Source organism: Phaeobacter gallaeciensis (genome assembly GCF_001678945.1).
GTDB classification, from domain to species: Bacteria; Pseudomonadota; Alphaproteobacteria; order Rhodobacterales; family Rhodobacteraceae; genus Phycobacter; species Phycobacter gallaeciensis_A.
This window is the reverse complement of sequence record NZ_CP015124.1, coordinates 26,258-51,939: the sequence shown is the minus strand read 5'-3', so window position 1 is coordinate 51,939 and position 25,682 is coordinate 26,258. Positions and strand designations below refer to the sequence as shown.

Here is a 25,682-nt window from a genome sequence, read left to right as displayed (position 1 = left end):
GGCGCGCCTGGCGTCTTGTTCCCGCTCACATTCAGGGTTACGCATCCCACATGACACAGACCATGACCACCCCCACCGACGACAGAGTCGCCAAGAAGAATGTTGCCATTCTCGTGATGGCGCAGGCCTTCCTCGGCGCTCAGATGCCGATGATCTTTACCATTGGCGGCCTCGCGGGGCAGTCGCTGGCCTCCAACCCTTGTTTCGCCACCTTGCCGATCTCACTGATCGTCGCCGGGTCGATGATGGCAGCAACGCCGATTTCGGCAATCATGCAGCGCTGGGGCCGCCGCGCGGGCTTCTTTACCGGAGCGCTGTTCGGTGCATTTGGCGGCATGGTCGGGGCCTATGGTCTTTATCTCGGCTCATTCCCTGTGTTCCTGCTCGGCAGCCTTCTGACCGGTGTCTACATGAGCGCGCATGGTTTCTACCGCTTTGCCGCTGCCGATACCGCGTCCGAAGAGTTCCGCCCCAAGGCGATTTCCTATGTGATGGCGGGCGGGCTTTTGTCAGCCATCATCGGCCCGCAGCTGGTTAAGGCGACAAGCCAGGCCTTTGTCATACCGTTCTTTGGCACCTACATGGCCGTGATCGCGGTCAACGTGGTGGGCGCGGCGCTGTTCCTGTTCCTTGATATCCCGAAACCGCCGGTCCCGAGCCATGACGCCCCCAAGGGCCGCAGCCGCATCGAACTTCTGAAAACTCCGGTGATCGCGGTGGCAGTGATCTGCGCGATGGTTTCCTACGCGCTGATGAACCTCGTGATGACCTCGACCCCGCTGGCCGTGGTCGGCTGCGGCTATACCGAAGGCAACGCGGCCGATGTGGTAACCTCTCACGTGCTGGCGATGTATGTGCCCTCCTTCTTTACCGGTCACCTGATCGCGCGGTTCGGCGTGGAAAAGATCGTTGCCGCAGGTCTGGTCATTCTGGCCGGTGCGGGCGCCGTGGCGCTGCAGGGCGTCGATCTGGGCAACTTCTTCATCGCGCTGGTCCTGCTTGGCGTGGGCTGGAACTTCGGCTTTATCGGCGCAACCACCATGTTGGCTGGCGCGCATGAACCGCACGAGCGTGGCCGGATGCAGGGTCTGAACGACCTTCTGGTCTTTGGCGGTGTGACCATGGCCTCGCTCGCCTCGGGCGGTTTGATGAACTGCTCGGGCGGCTCGCCTGTGGATGGCTGGAGCGCGGTCAACATGGCAATGGCGCCCTTCCTGGTGCTGGCCGGCGGCGCGCTGGTCTGGCTCGCTCTGCGGCCCAAGCGGGTCTGACAGTTTCGTTCAGCCAAAATTCAAAAAGCCGCCCAATGGGGCGGCTTTTTTGTGTTCGCTAGAGACCCACGGGCTCAAACGCGCCCGTCTACCAGCGCCCCAGTGCGGCTCGCATCATCAGCCCGCCGCGGCGGCGGAATTCGCTGGTGCCAAGCGCGCCTGCCGCAACCCGTTCTGGCTCCCCGATCGCCTGCTTCAGGATACTCTGCGCCTGCCAGCCCGCCAGCATCGCCGGGGCCGCTGCCGTCGACACGCTGCCGCGCGCGCGCCGCGCTTGCGCCAGATATTGGTATCCCTTTTCCGCCAGCTGCTGCACACCCTTGGTGGTGCCATCGAGCAAGGGCACGCGTTTTTGTTTTTCCAGCTCCGGGATTGCGCGCAGCCAGTTGGCAATGCCTATGCCACGTCCAAAGGCGCGCACAGTTTCTTCTTCCGCCTCGCCCAGCGAAGCTGCTGCCATCCATAAAAGGCTACCCGAGGTGGCATCGATATAGGTATCAAACGCCGCTTCATCCTCAAAAGGATCGCGGTAGATGTCCCAGCGCCGCGCCTCGGCCATGGGATCAATCTCTTTCGCAAGTTCGGGGCGCAGCAGCCGCCCAAGCGGGGTCGCCACATAGTGACGGCGCACCTGCTTCGCCTCTGCGATTTCGGCGCCGACATCGCGCCACCATTGCACCCGCATCTCTGCGATCATGCTTTCCTGGCTGGCCCAGGGCGCGCGGGAGAGTTCAAGATTGAAGGCATAAAGCGCGAACAGAAGCGGACGCGCTGCAACGGGCGCCGCCATGGTCGCCATGAAGCGGTCCGGATCGCCCTGCCGGACCAACTCGGCGCAGCCCTTCAGATCGTCGTCAAATTCCATTTAGGAACTCCTTCACGGCCATTGCAGTTTCCGGCGCATCGACGATGCCAAGATGGCCGACACCCGGAATGATGCGATAGCTCCCCCGGTGCGTCACTGGCGCCATCAGTGGCTCATAGCCCTCCGCGACAAAGGCTTCATCCTTTTCCCCTGCCATTACAAAGAACTCCGGAAGAGCCCTAATGTCCGCTAGATAGTCGCTTCGCGGTGCGTATGAGGTGTTGAGCCGATAGGAATATTCCGTCGTCGCCAGATGCCCCAGCGGTCCGTCCAGAACCTGTTTCGGCATGGCGAACTGGATCACGGTCAGGTGATTGAACCACGTGATCCCCAAGGCATTCAGCATCGAAAGCCCGATGATCCGGCGCGTCAGCGGCTGCGCCCATCCGCCGGAATTCTTGCGGGTTGTCGGGGCGTCATACTTCAGGAACGGCGCCAGAAGAACGGCGCGGTCCAGCCTGCCCCCATGTTGCCCCCCGGCAAAGCGCACCACCAGCCCGCCGCCCGAGGAATGCCCCAGCAGAACAACTTTCTGCCGCGGTTGCACGCGGGCTGCGATCAGGTCCGCAAGGTCATCCTCTAGCTGGCCAATATACTCCACATCGCCGCGCCGCCCGGGGGCGGCTCCGTGCCCGCGCAGATCCGGCACCAGAACATGTCCTGCGATCTGCCGTGCAAGCGTGGCATACTGCAGCCCATTCCAGCCGGAACCATGCACCATGACGACCAGCGGCCCGACGCCGTTGTCGAAGCTGCGCACCTGCAGCGGATAGCCATCCCGCATCGGAACGGTCTCCGGCTCTGGCATGTCCGGCCCCGCAGAGACCGCAGAGAAATCCAGCCCCTTTTCCGGCGCCGCAGGCAGCATATCTGCAGGCCTCTGCGACAGGATCAAAGCAAAGGGCAGCACCGCCGTGATGGCCAGACCGATAGCCGCCGCCCGGATCAGCGCTTCCATCATGCTTCCGGCGCGCAGTCGCGTATCAGCTTCCAGCGGATCGCATCCAGCAGCGCCTCGAAAGAGGCGTCGATGATGTTCGGGCTGACGCCGACCGTGGACCAGCGGCGGCCCTGATTGTCGGCGCTGTCGATAACCACACGCGTCACCGCTTCGGTGCCGCCTTGAGTGATGCGCACCTTGAAGTCCACCAGACGCATATCGTCGATCACCTCGGAGTAACGCCCCAGATCCTTGGCCAGCGCCTTCGCCAACGCGTTGACCGGCCCGCGGTCGCTGCCGGTTTCATCCATGGATTCGCTAACCGACAGACGTTTCTCGCCGTCGACCTTGATCACCACCACCGCCTCAGACAGGCTGACCATCTTGTTGTACTTGTTCTTGCGCCGCTCCACCGTAACCTTGTAGCGCTTCACCTCGAAGAATGTCGGCAGTTGCCCCAGCTCTTCGCGCGCCAGCAGCTCAAACGAGGCCTGCGCCGTGTCGTAGGAGTATCCTTCATCCTCGCGCGCCTTGATCCGGTCTAGGATCCGCGCCAGTGCCGGATCGCCCTTTTCCACATTCAGCCCGGCGTCGGTCAGCCGCTTGCGCAGGTTCGACTGACCGGCCTGATTGGACATGGGAATGATGCGCGCGTTACCCACCAGTTCAGGCTGGATATGCTCATAGGTCGACGGATCCTTCAGGATCGCGCTGGCGTGCAGCCCTGCCTTATGGGCAAAGGCCGAGGCCCCAACATAGGGCGCCTGCTTCATCGGCACCCGGTTGAGGATATCATCCAGCATCCGGCTTTGCTGTGTGAGGCCGGTCAGCGCCTCAAAGCTGACGCCGGTTTCAAACTGGCTGGCGTAGGGTTCCTTCAGCAGCAGCGAAGGGATCAGCGTCGTCAGATTGGCATTGCCACAGCGTTCGCCCAGCCCGTTCAGCGTGCCCTGCACCTGCCGCACGCCAGCATCCACGGCCGCCAGCGAACAGGCCACGGCGTTTTCTGTGTCGTTATGCGTATGGATGCCCAGACGCTCCCCGGGGATGCCTGCGGCAATTACCTCGGTCACGATGCGATAGACCTCGGCGGGCATGGTGCCGCCGTTGGTGTCGCACAGCACCACCCAGCGCGCCCCCGCATCCAGAGCGGCACGGCAGGCGGCCAGCGCATACTCCGCATTGTCCTTGTAGCCATCAAAGAAATGTTCAGCGTCAAACAGCGCCTCGCGTCCCTCGGCCACGATATGCGCCACCGAGGCACCGATATTCTCAAGGTTCTCTTCCAGCGTGATGCCAAGCGCGGCCGTTACGTGGTAATCGTGTGATTTGCCCACCAGGCAGACCGTATCGGTTCCCGCGTTCATCACTGCTGCCAGAACATCGTCATTCGCGGCCGAGCGCCCTGCCCGTTTCGTCATGCCAAAGGCCGCCAGCCGCGCGCGGGTTTTCGGCGCCACCTCGAAAAAGGCGCTGTCGGTCGGATTGGCACCGGGCCAGCCACCTTCGATGTAGTCGATACCGAGATCATCCAGCGCCTCGGCGATCTGCTGCTTTTCCGCGGTCGAGAACTGCACGCCCTGCGTCTGCTGCCCATCGCGCAGCGTGGTGTCGTAAAGGTAGAGACGTTCTTTGCTCATTCCTGCCTCGTTGTGTTCACCGGGCGGCGCCCGGCCCGGGGTGGGCGTAAAGCGCCCGCCCGTGGGGGCGGGTCGGGCGCTGCCCGGTGACATGCTCCGGGCGGTTCGTTTCAGATGTCTTCCAGCTTGGTTACATCGAAATCGGGACCAACCTCCCATCTCGCTGGCTTGTCTTTGCTGTCGTAAAGAATGACACCCGCCTTCGTCAAAATATCACGTAGCCTGTCTGCTGTTGCCCAGTCCTTATCCATCTTCGCTCTATGACGAGTTTGAACAATCTCCCCAATAAGCTCTTCTCCAGGCAATGCCTCACGCTCTTTGGCCCCGCCCCACCAACTCTCGATCGTGCTGAGATCAAACCCCATAAATGCGAGGGATGCTTTTAGGCGCCCATAGTCCCCTGTCTTCTTCAGCTCGTGTAAGCGCGTGATAGCCTTCGAGGTATTCAAGTCATCTGCAAGTGCTTCGAGAACACCATCGTCAACAACCGTCGCCTCAATTTCAAAGACAAGTGACTTAAAATCTGAAAGCGTCGCCTCAGCCTCCTTTGCCTTCTTCTCGGTCCAGTCCATCGGTTTGCGATAGTGTGTCGACAGGAAGACAAACCGGATCACCTCGCCCGGAATGCCCTGGTCCAGCAGGTCATGCACGGTGAAGAAATTGCCGAGCGATTTCGACATCTTCTTGCCTTCGACCTGCAGCATCTCATTGTGCAGCCAGTAGCGCGCGAACTCGCCTTCAGGATGGGCGCAGCAGCTTTGCGCGATCTCGTTTTCGTGGTGCGGGAACATCAGATCGTTGCCGCCGCCGTGAATATCAAAGGTCTCGCCTAAAATCTCATAGGACATGGCCGAGCATTCGATATGCCAGCCGGGGCGCCCGCGGCCCCAGGGACTGTCCCAACCGGGCAGATCGTCGCTCGACGGTTTCCACAGCACGAAATCCATCGGGTTCTTCTTGTAGGGCGCGACCTCGACCCGGGCGCCCGCGATCATGTCGTCGACCGAGCGCCCCGACAGCTTGCCATAGCCCTCGCGCCAGCTGTCGACGGCAAAGAGCACATGCCCTTCGGCGGCATAGGCGTGGCCCTTGGCGATCAGATCCTCGATCATCGCGACCATCTGGGGAATATATTCCGTTGCCCGCGGCATGTGGTTCGGCTCCAGCGCGCCGAGGGCACCCATGTCATCCAGAAACCACTGGGTCGTCTCGGCGGTGATCTCACCGATCGCACGACCGCTTTCGGCAGCGCGGGCGTTGATCTTGTCATCCACGTCGGTGAAGTTGCGCGCATAGGTCACGTGATCCGCGCCATAGACGTGCCGCAGCAGCCGGTAGAGCACGTCGAACACCACCACTGGGCGGGCGTTGCCCAGATGCGCCCGATCATAGACAGTGGGACCACAGACATACATCCGCACGTTTTCCGGATCGATCGGAGTGAAGACCTCTTTCTTGCGGGTCTTCGTGTTGTGCAGTTTGATCACCGGTTGGGTCACTGTATCGGTCGTCGTCATGACAGCTCCTTTGACAGGCACGGGCGTGCAGGGCTCAAGGCCAGGCGCACGGGGGCGCAGCGCGGGCTTAGCAAGTTGTCAGTTGGAAGGGAACGACAGAAACCAGCCCGCTGTGAAATTCAGCAGGTAATGCAGCAGCTAATGGAGATAGGCGCGGCGGTTCGGTTCATGGGATGGCTGTTAGCACGCCGCAGCCCGGTCGCCAAGCGTTTCGCGATGCTATGCTGGCTCTTTCTGCCGACGCTCTTGCCGACCCTCCGCAGACACGCCGCCGCCTTCAGAACCGGAACGCGGCCCTTACCGAAAGGATATCGCCGCCCTGTCCCGCCTGCGCGGCCGCAGGATCGACATCATGGTGTAGAAATTCGCCGGTCATCTGCAACACCCGGTTCACCGAGACCCGCAACCCGAGACCAAAGACCTGGCTCGGCGCCAGACCAGAGGACGCACCGTGCTGAACCTCGCCCAGCGTGACATAGCCAAGGGCATCGCCAAAATCATATCCGGCCCGCAGATGCAGCTGTTGACTGTCCGACTGACCGCCAAGGCCAGTAATATCCAGGCCGCCGCCCTGCCGGACCGTGCCACCGAGGACAAGCTCACCATAGTCATGATCGAACCCAGCCTGCAGCGTGGCAGCCCCGTTTGACTGCAGCCCCGACCGAGCGACATATGCACCGATACCGCCGGATCCCGCCTGCCCCAGAGAGCGTGCCACAAAGGAGGTGGACCAGTCCCCCGCCGCTGCGGGAATGGCCAGCGCAAGCCCGGTCATCGCCCCGATGACATTGGTGCTGAGATGATGAAGCTTGAAAACCCCTGACATTGTTTCGGTCCTGTTTTCGCACCCGTATCGGTACGGTATTTTACGCCAGTGATGGCGCGGCATCCCCGTGATCCAGCTTGTCAAAAATCTCTTAACACTTGGTTCCCGTATCGCGTGTGCTGCGGCCATTCCCTCGCAAAATCACCGCTTCGTTATAACATTTTGAAAACACAACACTTTCCGACAGTAAAATTTCCAGAACATTCCCCAGCCCTTGCGGGGCGTCCCCACGCAACCCTCCATCGTCCGAGCGCGCTCGTGAAATAGATGACGTTTTTTTCACATCGGTCGCAAACACGATAGTTTTGCCTTGTCGCGCTGCCATCCTGAAACCGTGAAAGGGGGGCGCACGGATGCAGGAGGAGCAATGCTTGGTCAGTCTGGTCTGGCGCACCATCGGCGCCGCGCGGGGTCTTGCCGCGCGCGGTCGGCCAAGATCGGGTTATCCGCTTAACAAAAGAAGGTAACCCTATCTATTCACGGGATTTTCCATGACTTCTGATCCGACAATCCGCACCAATTTACGCAGCGGTGGGCGTGCGGCCCGCCGCGCCGCGCGCGCCGCGCCACTGGACCGCGCCCTCCGTCCCATCCGCCCCGGTATGTCCGGCGGCGCCTATTCGCCCCTGTCACAGGCCGATGTGGAGAAAATCCACCACGCTGCCCTTGATGCGCTGGAACGTATTGGCCTTGCCGACGCCCCACAAAGTGGCATTGATTACCTGACCGCTGCTGGCTGCACGCTGGGCAGCGACGGGCGCCTGCGTTTTCCCCGCGCCTTGGTCGAAGATACCCTGGCCCGCGCCAACAGATCCGTCACCCTGTTCAGCCGCGACGGGCAGACCGACCTAGACCTCTCCGGCACCCGGGTGCACTACGGAACGGCAGGCGCAGCGGTACATATGGTTGACGTCGACGGCCGCGCCTATCGCGAGTCCACCTTGCAGGACCTGCATGACGCCGCCCGGATCTGCGACGCGCTTGACAATATCCATTTCGTACAGCGCCCCATGGTAGCCCGGGACATCACCGACAGCCGCGAACTTGACCTCAACACCATCTACGCCTGCTGTTCGGGGACCTTCAAACACATTGGCACCTCATTCACCGACGCGAGCTTTGTCGCGCCCGCCGTGGAGATGCTGCACATGATCGCAGGTGGCGAGGAGAAATGGCGCGAACGCCCCTTTGTCTCCAATTCCAACTGCTTTGTGGTGCCGCCGATGAAATTCGCCACTGAAAGCTGTCTGGTGATGGAGGAATGCATTCGCCACGGCGTTCCTGTCTTGCTGCTGTCGGCGGGAATGGCCGGGGCCACTGCGCCATCAACCATCGCGGGCGCGATCGTGCAGGCAGTGGCTGAATGCCTGGCAGGGCTGGTTTACGTCAACGCCGTAAGCCCCAGACATCCTGCGATTTTTGGCACCTGGCCATTTGGGCTGGACTTGCGCACCGGCGCTATGACCGGCGGATCGGGTGAACAGGCGTTGCTGACGGCAGGCTGTGCACAGATGCACCGGTTCTACGGCCTACCCGGCGGCGCGGCGGCGGGGATCGCGGATGCAAAATTGCCGGACATGCAGGCGGGATGGGAGCAGATGTGCTCCAACGTCATGGCCGGCCTTTCCGGCCTCAACATGGTCTATGAGGCCGCCGGAATGCACGCGTCGCTGCTGGGGTTCTGCCACGAATCTCTGATCCTTGGCGATGATCTGATCGGTCAGGCGCTGCGCTGCGTGCGGGGGATCGAGGTGACAGATGAAACCCTGGCGCTGGATCAAATCGCCGAGGTTTGCCTTGGTGGCAGTGGTCACTATCTTGGAACGGCGCAAACCCTGTCACGGATGCAGGCCGACCATGTCTATCCAACCCTTGGGGATCGCACCTCCCCCAAGGAGTGGGAGGAAAAAGGGAAGCCGGATCTGTTGCACAAGGCACGGCAGCGGAAGGAGGAGATCCTGTCACGCCGAAGCCCGGCGCGCCTTCCCCCGGATCTGGACCGGGTCATAAGGGAGCGGTTCCCCATCCATTTGCCCAGTTGACACAGCGCGAGCACCTGAGGGTCTCAGGCATTCCGGTGCTCGCACCTAGTGTTGGGCTGTCGAATGGTCCATATAGGGGAGCGTCCGCTGCGGAGAAAGCAGCGCCCTGTTGGAGCATACGATGACACCTCCCTCCCAATTATCCGCAATCGTGACCATCCACGATCAGGACCTTCTTCTGCAGTATGAAGCTGAGAACAAATTCCAAACGATTGGGTGCCCTGTCACCTATATGTTCGTAGGCAAAGGGCCGGTAGATAAGGTTCGCGCCATGGATCGCGTCATCATTGCCCGGGAACAGGCTGACAATATTGAGGATTACAAATTCCTCGTAGACTTCACGTCTTGGTACGCCTGCATCAATAACGCTGTCCCCCTGACGGAATTTGTTGCGCTGATTCAATACGATGTAACCGTAAGCGAAAGTTTCTCCAGCACCACGCTGTCCCAGCTTCAAACCGATCCAGACGCGGTGCTGGGATATAGCCCTGTCCCCATGGCAGATCGGAATTTTATCCGTGACAACATGGGTTACGCGCCCCTGCGTGAGGCCGTGAAGAAGGTGTATGGGTTTGACATCAAACCGATCCTGCGCAGCCACATGGCCTCAGCAACCGACAAGAACTGGCCTGCCACAAACAACGTGGCTATGCGCCGCGATACGCTGTCCGATTTCGTGCGTTGGTTTACGCCGCTTGGCCTTGCGATGGGAAACAGTCGCCCGTCCGGGCATGCGTTCGAGCGTGCCATCAAATTGTTTTGCATTTTGACAGGAAGGCACAACCTGTACGACCGTGAGGTTTTGCAGCATTTCCAGATGAACTCCCACGAAACACAGGATTTCAAAAAGGATACCGGGCGTCTGCACCAACTGCTGGCCCGAAACTCTAGAGAGCCTTGATCCTTTGGCGCAGGTATTCAAGATAACCTGAAAGGGATGTGGAGGCGGCGAATTTCTGGCGGACATAGCGCAGCTCTTTCTGGCGCAGCGATTTTGAAACGCCGGCGCTGACCTGCCCCTCATGTATCCGGTTCACCACCAGCGTCTGCGGCAGGATCACCGGATCGCCAAGCGCATCCCACAGCCGTTTGTAGAGGTCCACATCCATCAGCCAGATCAGGTTTTCATCAAACAGCTGCATACGGCTGCGCCGCATTGCCAGCACCGATGGGCTTGAGACGGTGTTTTTGCCAAACTGCAACTTCTCAGTCAGTCGCGGCACCATGGAGCGTTCAACCGACCCGCTATTGCGGCTGATACCGGAGCCACACAACAGCCAGTCGCCCCCCCCATCCATCGCTTCAACAATATCACCCAAGGCACGGCTTCCATTCAGGAAATCGTCCTGAAAAAGCACTTTGACGATATCACCGGATGCGTGATCCAGGGCATTATTCACATTGGCCGATGCCTGCCTCGGTGCATCGCGGTTCCAGATGTGGCGCATGGTCAGACGATCCGCGAAAGTGGCACAGACATCGGCCACCGCCGTATCATCGGATTGGTCCGAGACGACAACCTCGAAATCGCGAAAGCTTTGCCCTGTCAGGATCTCCAGCGACTGAGCCAGATACTCTGCACCCTTGCCCCCCATGCCATAGGCCGGAATGCAGATACTTATGGCAGGCATGGCGTTTCTCCGGGGCTTGGTGGACTGCACTCTTGGCCTAGCAAAGAGCCGCGCCAAGGCCAAGCGGCAGAACGGGGAAACGGATACCCCACAGGAAAAAGCCCCCTCCGATGCGGAGGGGGCGAGTTTCGCCAATCAGGCTCATTAGTGTACCGCCCGCGTTTTTTTGCCTGGGCCTTCTTGGCGTCCAGGGCGAGCGCACTCGCCCCCGATCTGGTCTCAGCTGCAGCCCGAAGTGGCGCCGCAGGTGTTGCATTTCATGCAGGTGCCGTTGCGCACCAGCGTGTAGTTGCCGCATTCGCCGCAGGCCTCGCCCTCGTAGCCCTGCATCTTGGCCTTGGTGCGGGCGTCCATGCCGGTCACCGTAACCGAAGCCGTTTCCGTCACCGTTGCGCTTTCAGTCACCTCCGGCACCAGTGTTTGCAGCGCAGTCACCGGGTCAGCACCGGTGCCAAGCGGCGCGATCCCGTCCAGCACGGTCTGCCCGCCGTTCAGCACCACAAGTTCCTGCGGCAGACGCTTGCGCAAGTACCCGGTCGAGGAGATCTGCTTCAGCACCTCCAGCGAGCGGGTTGCGGCGCTTTCGCTCAGCTCGGTGACGTTGGAGACGCCCTCTTCCTCACCGCGGCCGATATCATCGAATGCGGGGCCTTCGGGTTTCACGTGCGCGAGGTCGGTGCGATCCAGGTAGCTGACCGCCAGTTCGCGGAAAACATAGTCGAGGATCGAGGTTGCGTTCTTGATGCTGTCGTTGCCCTGCACCATGCCCGCCGGTTCGAACTTGGTGAATGTGAAGGCATCGACGAACTCTTCCAGCGGCACGCCATATTGCAGGCCAACAGAGACGGCGATGGCAAAGTTGTTCATCATCGCCCGGAAGCCAGCGCCTTCCTTGTGCATGTCGATGAAGATCTCGCCAAGGTTGCCGTCTTCATACTCGCCGGTGCGCAGGTAGACCTTGTGCCCGCCGACAACCGCCTTCTGGGTATAGCCCTTGCGGCGCTGGGGCATCTTGGTGCGGTGCGATTTCACCACCTCCTTGATGACCACTTTTTCGACGATCTTCTCGGCCAGGGTGACGGCCTTTTCCTGCTGGCTACCGCTTTCCAGGATCTCCGCCGCCTCATCGTCATCCTCGACCAGCGCAGCCGCCAGCGGCTGGCTCAGCTTGGACCCGTCACGATAGAGCGCGTTTGCTTTAACACCCAGCGACCAGGACAACTCATAGGCCTTCTGGCAGTCTTCGATGGTGGCATCGTTGGGCATGTTGATCGTCTTGGAGATCGCGCCCGAGATAAAGCTTTGCGCCGCCGCCATCATACGGATGTGGCTGTCAACGCTCAGGTAGCGCTTGCCCTTCTTGCCGCAGGGGTTGGCGCAATCGAAGATGTGATAGTGCTCTTCCTTCAGGTGCGGCGCGTTCTCCAGGGTCATGGTGCCGCAGACGTGATCGTTGGTTGCCTCGATATCGGCCTTGGTAAAGCCCAGATGACGCAGCAGATCAAAGGTCGGGTCGTTCAGTTTGGTCGCCGGGATGCCCAGAACACCGGTGCAGAACTCTTCGCCCAGGGTCCACTGGTTGAACACGAAACGTACGTCAAAGGCGCTTTCCAGTGCGGCGTCGATCTTGGCCAGCTCGTTGGGGCCAAAGCCGTGACCGGCCAGCGAAGTGTGGTTGATCCCCGGCGCGTTGCCGATGGTGCCGTGGCCGACGGCATAAGCAACGATTTCTTCGATCTGGGCCGAGGTATACCCGAGCCCTTCCAGCGCGGCAGGCACCGAGCGGTTGATGATCTTGAAATAGCCGCCACCGGCCAGTTTCTTGAACTTCACCAGGGCAAAGTCAGGCTCGATCCCGGTGGTGTCGCAATCCATCACCAGGCCGATGGTGCCGGTCGGGGCAATCACGGTGGCCTGCGCGTTGCGGTAGCCGTGCTTCTCGCCCAGTTCCAGCGCCTCATCCCAGGCACCTGCGGCCAGATCGGTCAGGCGTGCATCGGGGCAGTTTTTCAGATCGAGCGGCACCGGCGGCACCGCCAGCCCTTCATAGCCGGTCGTCTTCCCCTGGGCGGCGGTGCGGTGGTTGCGCATCACCCGCAGCATGTGGTCGCGGTTCTTTTCAAAACCGGGGAACGGGCCCAGCTCGGAGGAGATTTCGGCCGAAGTGGCATAGGCAACGCCGGTCATGATGGCAGTGAGCGTGCCGCAGAGCGCGCGGCCTTCGTCGCTGTCATAGCCATAGCCCATGTTCATCAAGAGACCGCCGATATTGGCATATCCCAGACCCAGCGTGCGGAAGTCATAAGACCGCTGCGCAATTTCCTTGGACGGGAACTGCGCCATCATCACGCTGATTTCCAGCGTCAACGTCCACAGGCGGCAGGCATGCATGTAGTCCTCGGCCTGGAACTCACCGTCCTTGAGGAAGGTCAGGAGGTTCAGCGAGGCCAGGTTACAGGCGGTGTCATCCAGGAACATATACTCCGAGCACGGGTTCGATCCGCGGATCTCGCCATCTTCGGGGCATGTGTGCCAGTCATTCACTGTGTCATGGAACTGGATACCCGGATCGGCACAGGCCCATGCGGCGTGGCCGACCTTCTCCCACAGATCACGCGCCTTGACGGTCTTGGCGACGCGGCCATCGGTACGGTTGATCAGCTCCCAATCGGCATCTTTCTCAACCGCGTGCAGGAAAGCATTGGTGACGCGGATCGAGTTGTTGGAGTTTTGACCCGAAACCGAGGAATAGGCATCGCTGTCCCAATCGGTGTCATAGGTCGGGAATTCGATCGAAGTGTGGCCCTGCTTGGCGTAATCCAGAACCCGTTTGATATAAGTCTCCGGGATCGCGACCTTTTTCGCTTCGCGGATGGCTTTCTTCAGCCCCTCGTTCTTGCTCGGCTCATAGGCGTCTGCCTCCAGACCGTCCCATTCGCGGATCGCCGCAAAGATGCCGTTCAGCATCTGCTCGTGCATCTTCGAACCCGCAACGATCGAGGCAACTTTCTGCTCTTCGATCACCTTCCACTGGATGAAATCCTCGATATCGGGGTGATCCGCATCGACGATAACCATCTTGGCCGCGCGGCGGGTGGTGCCACCGGATTTGATCGCGCCGGCTGCCCGGTCACCGATCTTGAGGAAGCCCATCAGGCCCGAAGATTTGCCACCACCGGACAGAGGCTCGCCCTCGCCGCGCAGATGGCTGAAGTTGGTGCCGGTGCCGGAGCCGTATTTGAACAGGCGCGCCTCGCGCACCCAAAGATCCATGATGCCGCCGTCGTTTACCAGATCGTCGGACACGGACTGGATGAAACAGGCGTGCGGCTGCGGATGTTCATAGGCGCTGTCGGATTTGGTCAGCTTGCCGGTCTTGTAATCGACATAGTGGTGGCCCTGCGCGGGGCCGTCGATGCCATAAGCCCAGTGAAGCCCGGTGTTGAACCACTGCGGCGAATTCGGCGCCGCGCGCTGGGAGGCCAGCATATAGCGCATTTCGTCGTAATAGGCGCGGGCGTCTTCCTCGGTCGAGAAATAGCCGCCTTTCCAGCCCCAGTATGCCCAGCCACCGGCAAGACGGTCAAAGACCTGTTTGGAAGAGGTTTCACCAACAAATTCAACATTATCGCCATCGGGAACCGACCGCCACAGGAATTCTGGCACGCCCTTTTCGCGGACTTTTTTCAGGCGGGACGGAACACCGGCTTTGCGAAAGTATTTCTGGGCGATGACATCACTGGCAACCTGGCTCCATTCAGCCGGAACTTCGATGTTTTCGAGTCGGAAGACAATGGTCCCGTCAGGATTTCGAATTTCGGATGTAGCCGAGATGAAATCGAGGTCCGCATATGCGTCCTGACCAGATTTGGTGTACTTCCGTTCGATCTTCATGCTCTGCCCCTTCGCATTAGCTCTGTCCCGTCTTTTTGTTGGCCACGTCGCGGCGCAGCCTTGCCATGAAGAAACACAGAAAACAGGCGGCAACTGCTGTCAGAAGCGTGCCAGGGAGCCCTACACCGGCCCCGGTCCTTGGAATCTCTACTAGTGTTTAGTCTTGTTGCAGCGCCCAAAGAACATACAAGATTTAGTGGCGAAGCAACCGGCACCCACAATTTGGCGTAATCACGCCGTGAGGGTCAACGCAAAATTTACCACTTAGATACCATTTTTTTGGTTGACCGGTGAAATCGGAAACGCTCGTGGTTCGCTTCATCGATTCACCAACTGCACCCGCGGGCTGACCGAGCTGCCAACACCACTTCGGCAGCCTCGTATTTTTTTGCGAAACACTAATGGTTTGCCGCAAACACCTTACTCACGGCCCCTCCACCACTTCCTCGGCGACTCCACTAACACCCGCGGGCGGTCCACTTCCGAGACATGGCAGCGGACTTTTTGCGCCGACCTGCCACGTTGCACGAAGCGCACAGTCTATCTGCTGAAATCCTGTGCCAAGTTAGGCAAAACCCAGCTGCAGGTGGCGCCAGTTCGCGTCACATGGTTAATAATCGGTTAACACAAGATTTGGTAGCCACCAACATTTCGGGGTCACATTTTGCGCGATTCTAACCATCGCCCCGATCACATCTAAGTGAGACCTGGGCCCCTGATCGCCCTTTCAGCGAATCTGGCTGCTTGCACGCTCGCCTTAGACTTGACCGCCAAAGGACGTCACCCTGACCGGGCCAAACCGATCAGAGCTGGGATTTTTATAAGTGGAAAGTGGTCGGGGCGGCGAGATTCGAACTCACGACCCCCTGTACCCAAAACAGGTGCGCTACCAGACTGCGCCACGCCCCGGACCGTGCGCTTTCCTAGCGGTGTGAAACGGATTTGAAAAGCCCTAACAGGGCCAAACAGACGCATTAGAAGAAAAAACTTCGTGCCGCATCTGGGTGCCCGGCCCAATGCCATATCGGCGCGCCAAACCACCATTGATTTCCAGCACCGCAAACACCCGGTCGCCGCCTGGAATGGGGGTCAGATCATGGGGAATGGCATTGGAATGCACCGACGTCACCACGCCGGTTTCATCGAGGAAAATGATATCAAGAGGGATCAGCGTGTTCTTCATCCAGAAAGCCGCCCTTTGGGGGTGCTCGTAAACAAACAGCATCCCCGCCCCGCGCGGCAGGTCCTCCCGGTGCATCAGCCCCATTGAACGGCTGTCGACAGTATCGGCAATCTCAACAGAGAAGGACGCCTGCCCCCAATCGCCGCGAAGATCGACACGATCCGGGGCGCAGGTCTCCTGTGCCTGTGCAATACCTGCACCAAGGCACAGAATTATGGCGGCACCCCAGCGGACAATTCCAGAGGCGCGCACCGACATGATCTTATTCTTCTTCGGATGCGGTTTCGGAAATGGCCGCTTCCCAGGCCTGGACCTCGACCGCCATGCAGCCCCGCCGACCGCTGATCGATCGCATCGCGATGGCCTCGCCCGGCTGGAGGTCAGCAAGACCCGACTGGCGCAACACCTCGACGTGCAAGAAGACGTCATCTCCGTAGCCGAACAGGTTTGCAAAGCCAAAGCCCTTGCCCTTGTCGAACCACTTCACACGCGCCGGGCGCAACGGAAGTGTTTTCAGCTCCTCGATATCCATATCGACAAAATCGCTGAGAACCGGCGCGTCATCCCGGGCCGGAGGCACGATTGCGACAACCTCCACAGCCTGAACCCCGCGCTCCGTCGCGTGGGTCAGAACGGTTACGCTGGACCCGTCCGCCACCGAGCTCTGCCCGAAGTTACGCAGGACATTCACGTGCAACAGGATGTCGGGACCACCCTCGTCGGACACAACGAAGCCATACCCTTTGGTCGGGTCAAACCACTTCACTATGCCCTGGATTTGCCTGAGACTGCTTTGATCGTCTGCCACTTATCTCGTCCACCGCGTCGTATTTGATTTCTCGATGCTTGATGCGCGATTTTCGCATATGAGTTCAAGTTAAAAAAATTCCCCATTATCACGAAAATGCTATTTTATGCTTAACCCATTAAGGGTTTAGCCGCACCACACTCCATTCGTCATCCGGCGTATTTCGGCGCCAGACAAATCGGTCATGCAGCCTGAAAGCCCCATCTGCCCAGAATTCAATTTCGCTCGGAACGATGCGAAATCCGCCCCAGAATGGCGGCCGGTCCGGGTTCGGGCCTTTCGTGGCCGTGATTTTTGCAACCTCTGCCATCAGGGCCGAACGGCTCTGCAATGGGCGCGATTGCCGCGAAGCCCACGCCCCGAGCCTGCTTTTCAGCGACCGGGAGTGGTAATACTCGTCTGCCTGCGGACCGTCTTCGCGTGTCACATGACCACGGACACGGATCTGGCGACGCAGGCTCTTCCAATGTAGCACGAAGGCGGCCTTGCCGGACTGCTCCAGCTCCTGCCCTTTGGCGCTTTCGTAGTTAGTGAAGAAGACAAAAGCGCCATCTTCGATTTCCTTGAGCAGCACCATGCGGACATTCGGCATGCCATCAGCATCCACCGTCGACAGCGCAATCGCATTCGGATCATTGAGCTCAGTCTCTTCGGCCTCCGCGAGCCATGCCCGCGCAAGTTCAAAGGGGTTATCCCCCGCAAATAATCCCGACCGCTCTGACATGGAAACCTCTTCTTAACTGTGCGCGCCAATCTATGCCGCCTTGGTTGGGCATACAAGCCAAGGTGGCTGCGGATTTATGCGTATAAATATGTGCGGCCATGCAGGCCGACATCCAAAACGGGCCGCAAAACTGACAATGCGCCTCAACCGGTACTCTCTTGATGCAGCGGCCCGAGCATATTAAAGGTCCTTCAGTTCATATTTTACAGGCGGAGAACCTGCATGCCCAGTCAACTGCTGTCCGGCAAACGTGGCCTTATCATGGGCCTGGCCAACGACAAATCCATCGCATGGGGGATCGCCAAGGCCTGCGCCGATGCCGGTGCCGAACTTGCCTTTTCTTACCAGGGTGAAGCCCTAAAAAAGCGCGTTGGCCCGCTCGCCGAACAGCTGAACAGCACCATCGTTCTGCCCTGCGATGTATCCGACGAAACCTCGATCGACGCCCTATTTGAGAGCCTCGAAAAAGAATGGGGTAAGCTGGACTTTGTCGTACACGCCATTGGTTTTTCTGACAAAAACGAACTACGCGGCCGCTACGTCGATACCAGCCGTGACAATTTCCAGATGACCATGGATATCTCGGTCTACTCTTTTACGGCTGTTGCCCGCCGCGCCGAGAAACTGATGTCCGAGGGCGGCTCAATGCTTACCCTGACATACTATGGTGCCGAGCAGGTTATGCCTCACTACAATGTGATGGGCGTTGCCAAGGCCGCGCTCGAAGCATCGGTCAAATATCTGGCCGAAGATCTTGGAAAAGACGGCATTCGCGTAAATGCGATTTCCGCCGGTCCGATCAAAACGCTGGCCGCCAGCGGAATTGGCGACTTCCGCTACATTATGAAATGGAACGAATACAATTCGCCGCTGCGGCGAAATGTTACAACCGAGGACGTCGGTAAATCCGCTTTGTATCTTTTGTCGGACCTCGGATCGGGCGTGACCGGGGAAAATCTGCACGTGGATGCTGGTTATCACGTTGTCGGCATGAAAGCTGTGGACGCGCCCGACATTACCAAATAAACGAACTGCCCCGGGCCTGTGCTGTTTTTATTTTGAATGGTGCGCCCGGGGCTATATCAACGACGCACTCGTCAGACCAACACTGGTATCGTGCCTGCTTTGCAGCCCGGCACATGACACCGCATCAGACGCTACAATTGCCGGAGCAAATCGCAAGATGACCGACCGCCTGCCGCACGAAAAAGGGTTTCACATCAGCTGGGATCAGATCCACCGGGACAGCCGCGCGCTGGCCTGGCGGCTGGACGGTCAGGGACCTGACGGTGGCGCATGGCGTGCCGTGGTCGCGATCACCCGTGGCGGCATGGCCCCCGCGATGATCGTCAGCCGCGAGCTGGACATCCGCACCGTCGATACGATCTCGGTGAAATCCTACCACCACCAGGACCAGGGTGAGGCCGTGGTGCTGAAAGCACCCGACGCCGAGCTGATGGGTGATGGCGAAGGTATCCTGATCATCGATGATCTGGTCGACAGCGGCAAAACCCTGGAACTGGTCCGCCAGATGTACCCCAAGGCGCATTTTGCCACGGTCTATGCCAAACCCAAGGGCCGCCCGATGGTGGACACCTTCATCACCGAGGTCAGCCAGGATACCTGGATCTTCTTCCCCTGGGATATGGCGCTGCAATACGTCGAGCCCTATCGCGGCAAGGACTGACGCCGCCCCGCCCCGTGCGCGGGACGGACCGCAGCCGATTTTCAAAACACCATGAATGCGCGCCCCTGTTGGAGGCGCGCTTTTTCTTGAGCCTGCCGCGAGGGCGTGCCACAGATAAGGCCCGAATACGCCTGCCCTGGCAGGGCCTTGCGACAACAGGATTGACTGCATGCATATCTCCCGCACCGAAGCGACCTTTTGTTCTCCGATCGTCGAGTCCAGGCGCTGGACCGAAGGGGTCACTTTTCCGCCGTCGCGCCCCCTGATCAACGTCAGTCAGGCCGCCCCGGCAGATCCGCCGCCCACGGGCTTGCGGCAGGCCATCGCCGATGCGGCCCTGAATGAAACCGACGCGCATCTATATGGCGCCGTTTTGGGCCGCAGCGAGCTGCGTGCAGCACTGGCAGCACAGATCTCGGAGCATTATGACGGCACCGTTGGCGCAGCGCAGGTCGGTATTACCTCTGGCTGCAATCAGGCCTTTGCCGCTGCCATCGCCGCCCTTTGCGGCGAAGGGGACGAGGTGATCATCCCGGTGCCTTGGTATTTCAATCACAAAATGTGCCTCGATATGGCAGGTGTCACAGCGGTTCCGCTGCCCGTAGGTGCTGATATGATGCCGGATCCGCAGGCCGCGGCCCAGTTGATCACACCCAAGACGCGGGCCATCACGCTTGTCACCCCCAACAATCCCACTGGCGCCGAATACCCCTCGGGCCTCGTGCAGGCCTTCTTTGATCTGGCCCGCAAACATGGGCTGGCACTGATTCTGGATGAAACCTACCGCGACTTTGACAGCCGCGAAGGGGCGCCGCACGACCTGTTCCAGACGCCGAACTGGGACGAGACTCTGATCCATCTGTACTCCTTCTCCAAGGCCTATCGGCTGACAGGTCACCGGGTTGGAGCGATCGCGAGTTCTGAAGAGAAATTGTTCGAAATGGAGAAGTTTCTCGATACGATAACGATCTGTCCTGCACAGCTTGGACAGATCGGCGCGCATTGGGGACTTGAAAACCTCCAGTCCTGGCTCGCGGGGGAACGGCTGGAAATTCTGGACCGCAAGGCGGCGATCGAAGAGGAATTCCCCCGACTTGCCGAGAAGGGATGGAAGCTGTTGGGCTGCGGTGCCTATTTCGCTTATGTGGAACACCCCTTCGAGGAAGCCTCGTCCGAGCTGGCCAAAAAGCTGGTGCAGGACGCGTCGATCCTGATGCTGCCGGGCACGATGTTCATGCCCGAAGGCGATCCGGCAGGCAGCAAGCAATTCCGCATCGCCTTTGCCAATGTCGACCGGGCCGGGATCGTCTCCCTGTTCGACCGGCTTTGCGCGTTTCACCCCTAACGCTACGCTGCGCCATCCGAAACCAACAAGCCCGGCACAAGATCTTGCTCCTGTACGGGCGGCAGCGTATGCAGAACACGATTATGACACAGGCACCCTGCCCGCAGCGCCCATCCGGCGCAAAGGGAGCGGGCAACAGGTACGAATGAGGGCACAATGGCCGCAGGCATGAAAAATCTTTCCAGAACCTTTGTTTGGATCCTGATGGGGATGCTGATCGTCGGCCTTGCCGGTTTTGGTGCGGTCAATTTCACCGGCTCGATGAGCGCGGTTGCCTTGGTGGGCGACGAAGAAGTCACCGTCGACGCCTATGTGCGCGAGTTGCAGCGCGAACAACGCGCCATGCAGGCCCAGACCGGTCAGGCAATGCCGATGTCGCAGCTGACCGCAATGGGTTTGGATCAGGTTGTGCTCGGGCGACTGATCACCCTCGCCGCCATTGACAATGAGGTCAGCAAGCTGGGCATCTCCATCGGGGATGAAAACCTGCTGTCCGAACTGACCAAGGTCTCCTCGTTCCAGAACTCCAGCGGCCAGTTCGACCGCGAGACCTACCGCTTTACCCTCGACAACGCCGGTTTCACCGAAGCCGAGTTCGAAGACGATCTTCGCCGCGAGGCCTCACGCACGCTGGTCCAGGGCGCCATCATGTCCGGCACCAAGATGCCCGAAGTGATGAGTGACACGCTGGTGTCCTATATCGGCGAACGCCGCAGCTTTTCCTACGTGCAACTGTCACCCGACGATGTGCTCCTGACGCAGGAGATGCCCGATGACACTGCGCTGCGTGCCTTCTATGACGACAATATCGCGGCTTTCACCCTGCCGGAAACCAAATCCCTGACCTACGCGCATCTCAGCCCCAACATGCTGCTTGACACCGTTGAGGTCGATCAGGAGGCGCTGCGTGGCCTTTATGAAGATCGCGCCGATCAATACCTGATCCCGGAACGCCGTCTGGTGGAACGCCTTGTCTTTGCGGACAATGACAGTGCCGCAAGCGCCAAGGCGCAGCTTGACGTGAGCGGCACGACTTTTGAGGTCCTGGTGCAGGATCGCGGTCTGGCCCTGTCGGACGTGGATATGGGCGATGTGACCGAAGCTGACCTCTCGAATGCAGGCGCTGAAGTATTTGCTGCAGAGGTCGGCGATGTTGTTGGCCCGCTGCCGTCGGATCTTGGCCCCGCGCTCTACCGGGTGAACGGCCGCCTCGAAGCCCGCGAAACCAGCTTTGAAGAGGCCGAAGCCGAGCTGCGCGCCGAATTGGCCGCAGACCGCGCCCGCCGAGTGATTGAGCAGCAAGCCGAATCCATCGAGGACATGCTCGCTGGTGGCGTCACGCTGGAAGAACTGCCGGATCAGACAGACATGCAGATTGGCACCCTCGGCTGGACCGGGCTCAACGCCGAAGGCATCGCCGCATATGACGGATTCCGCGAGGCCGCAGAGGCCGTGACGGTTGATGATTTCCCCTCGGTCGCCTTCCTTGAGGATGGTAGCCTCTTTGCCCTGCGGCTCGACGAAGTCCTGCCCCCGCGCCCCGAGCCCTTCGAAGACGCTCGGGACAAGGTACTTGCCGCCTGGAACGAAAACCGGACAGCAGAGGCCGTAAACAACCTGGCACAGGATCTGCTGAAACAGACCGAGGCAGACGGAGCCTTCCCCGAAGGCTACGACGTGCAGACCGAGACGGCGCAAACCCGCACCGCCTATATCGACACCACCCCGGTCGAGATGATGATCGAGGTCTTCGAAATGAACCCGGGCGAGCTGCGCACCGTGTCCGGTGAAGGCTCCACCGTGGTGCTGCGCCTGGACGAGGTTCTGCCTGCCGAGGACACCAGCGAGGAAATGCAGATGCTGGCCAGCGCGATGCAGACCCAGCTGGATCAGGCATTGTCGCAGGCGCTGTTCGAAGCCTTCGCGCAGGACGCACAGCTGCGCGCCGCACCGCGTGTTGACCAACAGGCCCTGAACGCGGTTCAGGCCAATTTCCAATAAGCGCGCATAGATCAATCAAGGCACCTGACGATGGCTCTGACCCCGGATTTCGACACTTTCGCCGCCGCCTATGAGGCGGGAGAGAACCAGCTGGTCTATACTCGGCTGGCGGCTGACCTCGACACGCCCGTGTCGCTGATGCTCAAGCTGACGGGCGCCCAGAAGGACGCCTTCATGCTGGAATCGGTGACCGGTGGCGAGGTGCGCGGCCGTTACTCGATCATCGGCATGAAACCCGATCTGGTCTGGCGCTGCCGCGGCACGACATCCGAAATCAACCGCTCGGCCCGCTTTGATCCCGAGGGTTTCGAAGCGCAGCCGGGTGCGCCGTTGGACAACCTGCGCGCGCTTCTCGCCGAAAGCCGCATCGACCTGCCCGACGACCTGCCGCAGGCCGCGGCCGGGCTGTTCGGCTATCTTGGCTATGACATGGTCCGGCTGATCGAACATCTGCCGGACGTCAACCCCGACCCCCTTGGCCTGCCCGACGCGGTGATGATGCGCCCTTCGGTGGTCGCGGTTCTGGATGGCGTCAAAGGCGAGGTGACCGTGGTCTCCCCGGCCTGGACCGGAGACGGGAAATCGGCCAAGGCCGCCTATGCGCAGGCCGCCGAACGGGTGATGGACGCGGTGCGCGACCTGGAGCGCGCCATGCCCGCCGAAACCCGCGATCTTGGCGATGCGCACGAGGTGGCCCCGCCGGTCAGCAACTTCAGCAAATCCGGCTACATGGAAGCGGTGGAAAAGGCCAAGGAATACATCCGGGCCGGCGACATCTTTCAGGTGGTTCCGGCGCAGCGCTGGAAGCAGGACTTCCCGCTGCCGCCGTTCTCGCTTTACCGCTCTTTGCGGCGAACCAACCCGTCGCCCTTCATGTTCTATTTCAACTTCGGTGGCTTTCAGGTGATTGGCGCCAGCCCCGAAATTCTGGTCCGTGTCTTTGGCAAAGAGGTCACCATCCGCCCCATCGCAGGCACCCGCCCGCGCGGCGCAACACCGGAAGAGGACAAGGCGCTGGAGGCCGATCTTCTGGCCGACAAGAAAGAGCTGGCAGAACACCTAATGCTGCTGGATCTGGGCCGCAACGATACGGGCCGCGTATCAAAGATCGGCACTGTGCGCCCGACGGAAAAGTTCATCATCGAACGCTACAGCCACGTGATGCATATCGTATCGAACGTGGTGGGTGAGCTGGACGAGGACAAGGACGCGCTGGATGCGTTTTTTGCGGGCATGCCGGCGGGCACGGTGTCCGGCGCGCCAAAGGTACGCGCGATGGAAATCATCGACGAGTTGGAGCCAGAAAAACGCGGCGTATACGGCGGCGGCGTCGGCTATTTCTCGGCCGGGGGCGACATGGATATGTGTATCGCCCTGCGCACGGCCATCGTGCAGGATCAGACGCTCTATATTCAGGCCGGTGGCGGTGTGGTCTATGACAGCGATCCCGAGGCCGAGTATCAGGAAACCGTGCATAAATCGAACGCGATCCGCCGCGCTGCTGCGGATGCTGCGCGTTTCACCGGCAGCCGCAACAGCTGATAACATCAAAGCGCTCCGGGGCGCGGGGACGCATAAGCAACCCCGTGCCCCTGGGCTCTGCCCCGTGCGTGTCTATTACGGGTTATTCTGCCGTTGCAGCCAGATTGGCGCGCAGACTAGCCGAAACCGGCGCCAGCGCCACTCGGCTGGCCCGGTCCTGCAGCCCCCACAGCAACAGTGCTGAAATCGTATCTGGCTGCAAACGCCCCAGCATGATCACTGCGCCTTCCTGACCGGCCCGGAAGGCCGCCTGATCCAGAAAGCGGCGAATGGCACGCGGGTTCTGACCGGCGCCATCGAAATCCCGGAACACCACGCCGGACGGCACGCCGTCGCGCAGCGCCAGTTTCTGCACGGTATTAAGGCCGCTGTTCTGCAGCACCAGCCCGTATCCCCCGGTCCGCGCCACATCGGACACCTGATCCGCCAGCGGCCTGTTGCCCTGCACGCCTGTCTCCACGCCTTCCAGAATTCCCAGTGCCTGCGGCACCCGGTCCAGCCAGACCTCCATCGCAGTCTCCGCGTCCTGTGGCATGGCTTCGCGCGGCAGATCCGACAGGATCAGCACCTCAAAGCCCGCGGCCCGGCGCGCGGCCATTTTCTCAGTCGCCCTGGGATCTTCGGGATCGATAGCAAAGCTCAGCGGATAGGGAAAATCGACCAATGCCTCAGCGCCAACGGATGTCTCATCATCGATGAGGACAATCGACATCAAGGGCCGCCCATCGCTGCCAGCGAAGGGTTCGGAATAGGCATCAAACGGTTGCTGCGTGGTTTCGCCGCCCGCCGCAGCGGTCTCCTCGCTGTCGCGTTCGGTCAGCGGCACCACGCGGGTTCCGATCTGCGGCGATTGCGACGCGCGGCTTCCGTCTGCGGTTGGCAGCGCGGCGATCCGACCATTTTCCGGTGCATCTTCCGTCTCGGCCTCCTCGGCGGGCGCCATGTCTTCTTCCGGCTCCGCCTCGACGACCTCAGGCTGCTCAGGCGCGGGTTCGGGGTTGGAAAAGGCAATCACGGGCGGCGCGGTCGGATCCGGGGCGCTGCCCAGCTCCGGCACCGGCACCGCAGCGCCTTGCTCAAGCTGAACCGTCTCGGGCGCGCCCTGCGGCGCCGTCATTTCAGGCGCAGTGCCAGGCGCCGGGCTGTCAGTCGGGCTCTGACCCACCTCTGCGGTGGTGTCCGGCGCCTCGGGTGTCGGCGCCGGGGTCATGGACACCTCGACACCGTCGTCGCTCTCTGCTGTTTCGGGCAACATTGCAGGCTCAGCCCCGCCAGCAGCTGTTTCCGCCTCGGACGGGGCCTCTGGCACATCCGGCAGATCGGCATCGCCAGAGCCGCGCACATCACCCGCGGGTCCGACTTCGGGACGGGCAGCCGGTTCGGTATCCAGAGAGGTCAGGTCATTGAGGTCATCCGCAGGCGCCGTTTCAGGTGCTACCGGCGCGGCCTCGACCAGATCGGCGTCGGGTTGCGGCGTCTCTATGGGCGCCAGCGCGCCCGATTGAGGCACAGTGGCCTTTTCCGGTCCCGTGGCGCTGACGTCGACCTGCCGCGGCAGCGGGGTCGACAACGACCACATGGCAGCGCCGCACACCGCCACCAAAGCTCCGATACTCACGCCTCCCAGAAAGCCACGCATGCCCGCTCGCCCTTTATCCTTGTGTCCGGCCTGGCCATCAGGACCAGCGGGGCGGCACCCTGTCGCCACTGCCCCGCCGAGCCTTCAAAAACGCGCCGCGCTCTTGACGCTGCCTTGCAAGCCTGAA

General features: G+C 60.7%; 19 protein-coding genes and 1 tRNA gene. 8 read left to right on the top strand and 12 right to left on the bottom strand.

The annotated features are described in order from the left end of the window. The first annotated feature begins 50 nt into the window (after positions 1 to 50). Positions 51 to 1,271 carry an MFS transporter gene (locus JL2886_RS00225; protein ID WP_065270177.1) on the top strand — a complete coding sequence of 407 codons (1,221 nt, stop codon included), beginning with the start codon at positions 51 to 53 and terminating at the stop codon, positions 1,269 to 1,271. An 88-nt stretch (positions 1,272 to 1,359) separates the two neighbouring features. On the opposite strand, the gene JL2886_RS00220 is transcribed toward JL2886_RS00225, so the two are convergent. From JL2886_RS00220 to JL2886_RS00200, 5 genes are all read right to left on the bottom strand, one after another. Next, positions 1,360 to 2,136: a squalene/phytoene synthase family protein gene (locus JL2886_RS00220; protein ID WP_065270176.1), complete on the bottom strand. Its 777-nt coding sequence runs from the start codon at positions 2,134 to 2,136 to the stop codon at positions 1,360 to 1,362. Further along, entirely contained in the window at positions 2,126 to 3,094 is a 969-nt protein-coding gene (locus JL2886_RS00215) for an alpha/beta fold hydrolase (protein WP_197492329.1), read from the bottom strand. Before JL2886_RS00215 ends, JL2886_RS00220 begins: the two co-directional genes overlap by 11 nt. After that, positions 3,094 to 4,716, bottom strand: a complete 1,623-nt coding sequence (cimA, locus tag JL2886_RS00210; RefSeq protein WP_065270175.1) for a citramalate synthase — start codon at positions 4,714 to 4,716, stop codon at positions 3,094 to 3,096. Before cimA ends, JL2886_RS00215 begins: the two co-directional genes overlap by 1 nt. A gap of 110 nt (positions 4,717 to 4,826) precedes the next feature. After that, a complete protein-coding gene (cysS, locus tag JL2886_RS00205; RefSeq protein ID WP_065270174.1) occupies positions 4,827 to 6,233 on the bottom strand; it encodes a cysteine--tRNA ligase in 1,407 nt (468 codons plus the stop codon). Between the two features lie 277 nt (positions 6,234 to 6,510). After that, positions 6,511 to 7,059, bottom strand: a complete 549-nt coding sequence (locus JL2886_RS00200) for a hypothetical protein (RefSeq protein ID WP_065270173.1) — start codon at positions 7,057 to 7,059, stop codon at positions 6,511 to 6,513. Between the two features lie 491 nt (positions 7,060 to 7,550). Between JL2886_RS00200 and JL2886_RS00195 the strand changes: the two genes are divergently transcribed. Both JL2886_RS00195 and JL2886_RS00190 read left to right on the top strand, forming a co-directional pair. Then, on the top strand, positions 7,551 to 9,101 hold the full coding sequence (locus JL2886_RS00195; RefSeq protein ID WP_065270172.1) for a trimethylamine methyltransferase family protein: 1,551 nt from the start codon (positions 7,551 to 7,553) through the stop codon (positions 9,099 to 9,101). A 121-nt stretch (positions 9,102 to 9,222) separates the two neighbouring features. Next, positions 9,223 to 10,002, top strand: coding sequence for a hypothetical protein (locus JL2886_RS00190; protein ID WP_133245344.1), 780 nt, complete (start codon positions 9,223 to 9,225; stop codon positions 10,000 to 10,002). Here the strand turns inward: JL2886_RS00190 and JL2886_RS00185 are convergent. The 6 genes from JL2886_RS00185 to pdxH all read right to left on the bottom strand — a co-directional run bounded on the left by JL2886_RS00185 (position 9,989) and on the right by pdxH (position 17,341). Next, a complete protein-coding gene (locus JL2886_RS00185; protein ID WP_065270170.1) occupies positions 9,989 to 10,732 on the bottom strand; it encodes a glycosyltransferase family 2 protein in 744 nt (247 codons plus the stop codon). The genes JL2886_RS00190 and JL2886_RS00185 overlap by 14 nt on opposite strands. Positions 10,733 to 10,951: 219 nt before the next feature. After that, positions 10,952 to 14,626 carry a vitamin B12-dependent ribonucleotide reductase gene (locus JL2886_RS00180; protein WP_065270169.1) on the bottom strand — a complete coding sequence of 1,225 codons (3,675 nt, stop codon included), beginning with the start codon at positions 14,624 to 14,626 and terminating at the stop codon, positions 10,952 to 10,954. Positions 14,627 to 15,458: 832 nt separating this feature from the next. Next, positions 15,459 to 15,535 (bottom strand) — tRNA-Pro (locus tag JL2886_RS00175). Between the two features lie 43 nt (positions 15,536 to 15,578). Further along, the gene (locus JL2886_RS00170) at positions 15,579 to 16,067 is read right to left on the bottom strand and encodes a DUF192 domain-containing protein (protein ID WP_065270168.1); all 489 of its coding nucleotides are present in this window, start codon (positions 16,065 to 16,067) and stop codon (positions 15,579 to 15,581) included. A gap of 4 nt (positions 16,068 to 16,071) precedes the next feature. Further along, positions 16,072 to 16,617 carry a cold-shock protein gene (locus JL2886_RS00165; protein WP_065270167.1) on the bottom strand — a complete coding sequence of 182 codons (546 nt, stop codon included), beginning with the start codon at positions 16,615 to 16,617 and terminating at the stop codon, positions 16,072 to 16,074. Between the two features lie 118 nt (positions 16,618 to 16,735). Continuing rightward, positions 16,736 to 17,341 carry a pyridoxamine 5'-phosphate oxidase gene (pdxH, locus tag JL2886_RS00160; RefSeq protein ID WP_065270166.1) on the bottom strand — a complete coding sequence of 202 codons (606 nt, stop codon included), beginning with the start codon at positions 17,339 to 17,341 and terminating at the stop codon, positions 16,736 to 16,738. A gap of 222 nt (positions 17,342 to 17,563) precedes the next feature. Between pdxH and fabI the strand changes: the two genes are divergently transcribed. The 5 genes from fabI (at position 17,564) to trpE (ending at position 23,916) form a co-directional block, all read left to right on the top strand. Further along, positions 17,564 to 18,367, top strand: coding sequence for an enoyl-ACP reductase FabI (fabI, locus tag JL2886_RS00155; RefSeq protein ID WP_065270165.1), 804 nt, complete (start codon positions 17,564 to 17,566; stop codon positions 18,365 to 18,367). A 157-nt stretch (positions 18,368 to 18,524) separates the two neighbouring features. Continuing rightward, positions 18,525 to 19,028, top strand: a complete 504-nt coding sequence (gpt, locus tag JL2886_RS00150; protein ID WP_065270164.1) for a xanthine phosphoribosyltransferase — start codon at positions 18,525 to 18,527, stop codon at positions 19,026 to 19,028. A gap of 169 nt (positions 19,029 to 19,197) precedes the next feature. Continuing rightward, a complete protein-coding gene (locus tag JL2886_RS00145) occupies positions 19,198 to 20,373 on the top strand; it encodes an aminotransferase (RefSeq protein WP_065270163.1) in 1,176 nt (391 codons plus the stop codon). Between the two features lie 156 nt (positions 20,374 to 20,529). Further along, entirely contained in the window at positions 20,530 to 22,374 is a 1,845-nt protein-coding gene (locus JL2886_RS00140; protein WP_065270162.1) for a peptidylprolyl isomerase, read from the top strand. Positions 22,375 to 22,404: 30 nt separating this feature from the next. Further along, positions 22,405 to 23,916 carry an anthranilate synthase component I gene (gene trpE / locus JL2886_RS00135; protein ID WP_065270161.1) on the top strand — a complete coding sequence of 504 codons (1,512 nt, stop codon included), beginning with the start codon at positions 22,405 to 22,407 and terminating at the stop codon, positions 23,914 to 23,916. Positions 23,917 to 23,998: 82 nt separating this feature from the next. Here the strand turns inward: trpE and JL2886_RS00130 are convergent, their stop codons facing one another. Beyond that, positions 23,999 to 25,555, bottom strand: coding sequence for a polysaccharide deacteylase family 2 protein (locus JL2886_RS00130; RefSeq protein WP_065270160.1), 1,557 nt, complete (start codon positions 25,553 to 25,555; stop codon positions 23,999 to 24,001). Positions 25,556 to 25,682 lie beyond the last annotated feature (127 nt).

What these genes read in the sequence shown, in the direction of transcription:
- JL2886_RS00225 (WP_065270177.1), top strand. Translation starts at nt 51, where the DNA reads ATGACACAGACCATGACCACCCCCACCGACGACAGAGTCGCCAAGAAG.
- JL2886_RS00220 (WP_065270176.1), bottom strand. Translation starts at nt 2,136, where the DNA reads ATGGAATTTGACGACGATCTGAAGGGCTGCGCCGAGTTGGTCCGGCAG.
- JL2886_RS00215 (WP_197492329.1), bottom strand. Translation starts at nt 3,094, where the DNA reads ATGGAAGCGCTGATCCGGGCGGCGGCTATCGGTCTGGCCATCACGGCG.
- cimA (WP_065270175.1), bottom strand. Translation starts at nt 4,716, where the DNA reads ATGAGCAAAGAACGTCTCTACCTTTACGACACCACGCTGCGCGATGGG.
- cysS (WP_065270174.1), bottom strand. Translation starts at nt 6,233, where the DNA reads ATGACGACGACCGATACAGTGACCCAACCGGTGATCAAACTGCACAAC.
- JL2886_RS00200 (WP_065270173.1), bottom strand. Translation starts at nt 7,059, where the DNA reads ATGTCAGGGGTTTTCAAGCTTCATCATCTCAGCACCAATGTCATCGGG.
- JL2886_RS00195 (WP_065270172.1), top strand. Translation starts at nt 7,551, where the DNA reads ATGACTTCTGATCCGACAATCCGCACCAATTTACGCAGCGGTGGGCGT.
- JL2886_RS00190 (WP_133245344.1), top strand. Translation starts at nt 9,223, where the DNA reads ATGACACCTCCCTCCCAATTATCCGCAATCGTGACCATCCACGATCAG.
- JL2886_RS00185 (WP_065270170.1), bottom strand. Translation starts at nt 10,732, where the DNA reads ATGCCTGCCATAAGTATCTGCATTCCGGCCTATGGCATGGGGGGCAAG.
- JL2886_RS00180 (WP_065270169.1), bottom strand. Translation starts at nt 14,626, where the DNA reads ATGAAGATCGAACGGAAGTACACCAAATCTGGTCAGGACGCATATGCG.
- JL2886_RS00170 (WP_065270168.1), bottom strand. Translation starts at nt 16,067, where the DNA reads ATGTCGGTGCGCGCCTCTGGAATTGTCCGCTGGGGTGCCGCCATAATT.
- pdxH (WP_065270166.1), bottom strand. Translation starts at nt 17,341, where the DNA reads ATGTCAGAGCGGTCGGGATTATTTGCGGGGGATAACCCCTTTGAACTT.
- fabI (WP_065270165.1), top strand. Translation starts at nt 17,564, where the DNA reads ATGCCCAGTCAACTGCTGTCCGGCAAACGTGGCCTTATCATGGGCCTG.
- gpt (WP_065270164.1), top strand. Translation starts at nt 18,525, where the DNA reads ATGACCGACCGCCTGCCGCACGAAAAAGGGTTTCACATCAGCTGGGAT.
- JL2886_RS00145 (WP_065270163.1), top strand. Translation starts at nt 19,198, where the DNA reads ATGCATATCTCCCGCACCGAAGCGACCTTTTGTTCTCCGATCGTCGAG.
- JL2886_RS00140 (WP_065270162.1), top strand. Translation starts at nt 20,530, where the DNA reads ATGGCCGCAGGCATGAAAAATCTTTCCAGAACCTTTGTTTGGATCCTG.
- trpE (WP_065270161.1), top strand. Translation starts at nt 22,405, where the DNA reads ATGGCTCTGACCCCGGATTTCGACACTTTCGCCGCCGCCTATGAGGCG.
- JL2886_RS00130 (WP_065270160.1), bottom strand. Translation starts at nt 25,555, where the DNA reads ATGCGTGGCTTTCTGGGAGGCGTGAGTATCGGAGCTTTGGTGGCGGTG.